This window comes from Alkalibacterium sp. m-11, assembly GCF_054658155.1.
The window spans coordinates 1-255 of the sequence record NZ_BAAGIR010000513.1 but is presented as its reverse complement, the minus strand read 5'-3'; the positions used below and the strand labels follow the sequence as shown (position 1 = coordinate 255).

Sequence of the window (255 nt, the reverse complement as noted above, 5' to 3'; positions counted from 1 at the left end):
GCAAGGCTTCAATCGCCGCTTCTGTATCTCTGTGAGCAGAAATGTGATCAGACAGGATAATCTTATTCACAGCGTCAAAAAAGAAAAGCAGGTAGTGCCATTTTCCGCCGATACGGATATAGGTTTCATCTCCACAAAATTGATCAGATAACTGGTAAGGATAATTCTCCGTAAACGGCTTAACCCATAAGGAGATCACTTCAGCCCAATTTAAAATGGTTTGATGAGATACCTTGACTTGATGAACATCATATA

The 255-nt window shown here is 40.0% G+C and carries 1 protein-coding gene; it reads right to left on the bottom strand.

Annotated features, from left to right (window positions below):
* Nucleotides 1-255, bottom strand: a 255-nt coding sequence (locus tag ACYQ2O_RS13385) for a DDE-type integrase/transposase/recombinase (protein ID WP_459796839.1), incomplete at both ends; no start/stop codon positions are given.